Source organism: Kitasatospora sp. NPDC004240, from assembly GCF_053603215.1.
This window is the reverse complement of sequence record NZ_JBSGFD010000383.1, coordinates 1-3,732: the sequence shown is the minus strand read 5'-3', so window position 1 is coordinate 3,732 and position 3,732 is coordinate 1. Positions and strand designations below refer to the sequence as shown.

3 protein-coding genes are annotated in these 3,732 nt (G+C 74.4%); all 3 read left to right on the top strand.

Annotated elements, in window-relative coordinates:
- The first annotated feature begins 493 nt into the window (after positions 1-493).
- The 3 genes from ACWEQL_RS41620 (at position 494) to ACWEQL_RS41610 (ending at position 3,617) form a co-directional block, all read left to right on the top strand.
- Positions 494-2,011 carry a sensor histidine kinase gene (locus ACWEQL_RS41620; protein WP_452156712.1) on the top strand — a complete coding sequence of 506 codons (1,518 nt, stop codon included), beginning with the start codon at positions 494-496 and terminating at the stop codon, positions 2,009-2,011.
- A complete protein-coding gene (locus tag ACWEQL_RS41615) occupies positions 1,978-2,643 on the top strand; it encodes a LuxR C-terminal-related transcriptional regulator (protein WP_452156710.1) in 666 nt (221 codons plus the stop codon). The genes ACWEQL_RS41620 and ACWEQL_RS41615 overlap by 34 nt, the downstream gene beginning before the upstream one ends.
- Before the next feature lie 284 nt (positions 2,644-2,927).
- Positions 2,928-3,617 (top strand): helix-turn-helix transcriptional regulator, encoded by a 690-nt coding sequence (locus tag ACWEQL_RS41610; protein WP_452156708.1) that lies wholly within the window; start codon positions 2,928-2,930, stop codon positions 3,615-3,617.
- Positions 3,618-3,732 lie beyond the last annotated feature (115 nt).

Here is a 3,732-nt window from a genome sequence, read left to right as displayed (position 1 = left end):
CCGCGAGAACGTCGAGAAGTTCATCAAGGGCGAGGTCGAGCGCTGAGCGCAGCGACACTCGCGACTGTCCGACGCTGAGCGCTGAGCGCAGCGAAGTTCGCGACCGTCCGGCGCAGCGCGCTGAGCGCGATCGCTGAGCGCGGCGCGCTGAGCAACGGACTGACACCGCGCACGACGAGGTTCGTGACCGCCCGGTACTGAGCGCCGGGCGGCCGACGGATCGCACCCCGGCCCGGGAACGTCTCATTTCCCGTGCCGGGGCGGCGATCTGATGTCTCGTTGAATCTCCCCACTGAATCGTGAATAGTGATATTTGCGTGTGGCACGGGGAGAGCGACACCATGACAGAGCCGAAGTGCGGCAGTCCGGCGCACTCGGCCGGAGCCGTCCGCCCGGGAGCCGGTTCCCGATCCCTCTGCGCAACCTCCCCGTCGCCGGCCACCGCCGTGGCTCCGCGGTGGGCATGGGGCGCTGCATGGGGGGAGGTGGGCCGATGGTGGAACGCTGGAGGCGCGGGGAGGACGACGGGTCCAGATCCTTCGGAGGTTCCTGGCAGGCCGCACTGATCATCCTCGCCGCGCTCGGCGGCGGCGCGGCGACCGGCCTGCTGGTGATGCGGCTCTCCCATCTGGACGCCACCCTGCTGCACGCCACCGTGGTGGTGCTCATCTGGTCCTTCGTCGGCTGCGGGGCGGTGATCGCCCAGCAGTCGGACAGCCGGGTCGGCCTGCTGCTGATCGGTGTCGGACTGGCCTGGCTGGCCAGGGCCGTCACCCTGCTGCCGGACCCGCCGGACCGCGCCTACGTGATGGTGGTGGTGGCGCTGCCGGCCGTCCTGCTGGTGCACACCCTGGTGCTGCTCGCCCGGGCCGACCGGGGCGACCCGCCGGTCCGGGTGCTGCTGCTGCTGACCTGGACGCTGCCGCTGACCGTCATCCCCGACTACGCCCGCGGTGACCGCAGCCCGTGGGAACCCTGTCTGGCCTGCGTCTCGCTGGACTGGCGCAGCGCCTTCCTGCCGGCCGGCGCGCTGGCGCACCTCCAGGTGGCGGCGATCGCGGTCCTGCTGGTCTTCGTGCTGATCCGCGCGGGCCGCGGCACCGGCCGGGCCCGTACGGAGGGCCGCGACGCCGTCCGCAAGGAGGGCTGGCGGGAGAACTGGCCGGTCACCGCCCTCGGCGTGCTGATCGCCCTGAGCCTGGCGGCCGAGGCCGTCGGCGCGCTGCTGCTGAGCCCGGTCGAGGCCGCCGACGCCCGGGTGCCGCTCAACGCGGTGGGCGTGGCGGTGCAGGCGATGCTGCCGCCGACCCTGCTGGTCACCACCGTGCGCGGCTGGCTGCGCAGCCTGGCGGCCGACCGCCGCAGCATCGACGACCGGCTCGACCGGCGCAGCGCCGAGCAGCTGCGCAAGGTGCAGCGCGACCTCCACGACGGCGCCCAACTGCGGCTGTTGAAGGCCGGGTTCGCGCTGAAGATGGCCCGCAACCAGGCCGCGGTGGAGAGCCGGCCGCAGCTCGGCGAGGCGATCGACGCGGCCGCCGACGAACTGGCCCTGGCGATCGGCGAGCTGCGCCGTCTCGCCGCCGGCGCGGCCTTCCCGGTGGACGGCCCGGCCGACGCGGCGCAGGCCCTGCGCTCGCTGGTCGCCGCCTCCCCGGTGCCGGTGGAGCTGGTCGCCGAGGAGGCCGGGGAGCTGCCGAACGAGGTGGCCGAGACGGTCTACTTCGTCGCCGCCGAGTCCCTGACCAACATCGCCCGGCACGCCGGCGCCGACTCGGCCCGGATCGCGCTGCGGATCGAGGGCGAGGGCGCGGCCCGGGAGGTGCGGCTGGAGATCGCCGACGCCGGCCGGGGCGGCGCCGAACCGGGCGCCGGCAGCGGCCTGCGCGGCCTGGCCGACCGGGTGCGCCGCCAGGGCGGCGACTTCGTACTGAGCAGCCCCCCGGGCGGGGGCACCCGTGTGAAGGTGGTGATCCCGTGCGCATCGTCATCGCTGATGACACCCCCCTGATCCGCGACGGCCTGGACATGCTGCTCCGCGCCGCCGGCGTCGAGGTGGTGGCGGTGGTGAGCGACGGCGAGCAGCTGCTGCGGGCGGTCGCGGAGCACCGTCCGCAGGCGGCCCTGGTCGACATCCGGATGCCCCCGACCTACACCGACGAGGGCATCACGGCCGCCCGCCGGATCGTCGCCGAGCACCCGGGCGTCGGGGTCCTGCTGCTCTCCCTGCACCTGGACCCGGACTTCGCGCTGGAACTGCTCACCACCGGCCACGGCCGGATCGGCTACCTGCTCAAGGAACGCCTGCTGGACACCGCGCAGCTGGTCGACGCCCTGGAGCGGGTCGCGGCCGGCTGGGCCGTCCTCGACCCGGCCATCACCGACCAGCTGGTGAACCGGCAGAAGCGCTCGGGCCCGGTGGACTCGCTGACCGAGCGCGAACGCCAGGTGCTGGCCCTGATGGCGGAGGGCCTGACCAACCCGGCGATCGGCGAACGGCTCCAGCTGAGCCCCAAGACCGTCGAGACCCACGTCGCCAACATCCTCGGCCGCCTGGGCATCCCGGCCACCGGCACCGGCCACCGCCGGGTCCAGGCGGTCCTGGCCTACCTCGACCACCGGCGGGGGCTCCGGGACCGGTGAGCGGCCCCCGTACGGCGTGACCCCGGGCGGTGTGCCCCCCGTACGGCGTGACCCCGTACGGCGTGACCCCCTGGGGTGGCGTCGGTGAGGGCCCGGTGTGGGGGATTCCCCCCGCAGGTCGGGGAGATCTCCCGATCCGGGGCGCACCCGGTGCTGACTAGCCTGGGGCTGTCGGACGGATCACGGTGGCGGAAGCGCCGGCGGGCCCGCCCACGAAGGGGGCCTTTCCGCACCCACCACACGGACACGGACACGGGGGAGTGCCTATGCCGTTGGAGAACACGTTGTCGGAAACCCGTACCCCACCTCCGCCCCTCGGGCCGGGGGACGGTGCGGACGCCTGGGCGGAGCCGCCGCCCACCCTCCCGGACCCACCGCCGGGAGACCTGCGGCCGGCCTCCTGGCTGGCCGTCGCACGCAGCGAGATTCTGGTGATAGGACCCGCCGGGGCAGCCGGCGGGCTCCTTGACTGTCTGAGCGAACTGCCGTGCGGGACCTCCGGGCCGGAGCTGCGGCTGGTGCTGCCGGCCGACGTCGGGGAGGACGCGCTGGACCGTGCCCGGCGGCTGGCCGTGCCCGGCCGCGGGCAGCTGCGGGTGGTGCCGGAGCTGCCGACCGTCCTGGTGGTGCTGGACCGCCGGGTCGGTCTGGTGGCCGAGGAGTGCGGCGGGCGTCCCACGGGCCGGCTGGTGGTCCGGGCGCCGGTCGCGGTGAAGGCGCTGGTGGCGCTGTTCGAGTACACCTGGGCGAGCGCCCAGGAGCCGGTGGCGTCCGACCGGGTCCTGTTCACCGGGCTGCGCGGGGAGATCCTGCGGATGCTGGCCTCCGGGCTGACCAACGACGCGGTGGCCCGGCAGCTGTCCATCTCCTCGCGGACGGTGCAGCGCCACGTCGCGCAGGCGATGGAACTGACCGGCGTCCGCAGCAGGCTCGAACTGGGCATCCGGCTCGGTGCCCCGCGCGTCCCCTCCTAGGAACCGAGGGAGCCGCAGGGGCCGGAAACGCCGGAAGGCCCTCCGCTCTCGCGAAGGGCCTTCCGGCTGTCTGTGCGCCGCCAGGGACTCGAACCCCGGACCCGCTGATTAAGAG

Bases quoted from the DNA above. Each gene is read 5' to 3' on its own strand.
- ACWEQL_RS41620 (WP_452156712.1), top strand. From the start codon at position 494: ATGGTGGAACGCTGGAGGCGCGGGGAGGACGACGGGTCCAGATCCTTC.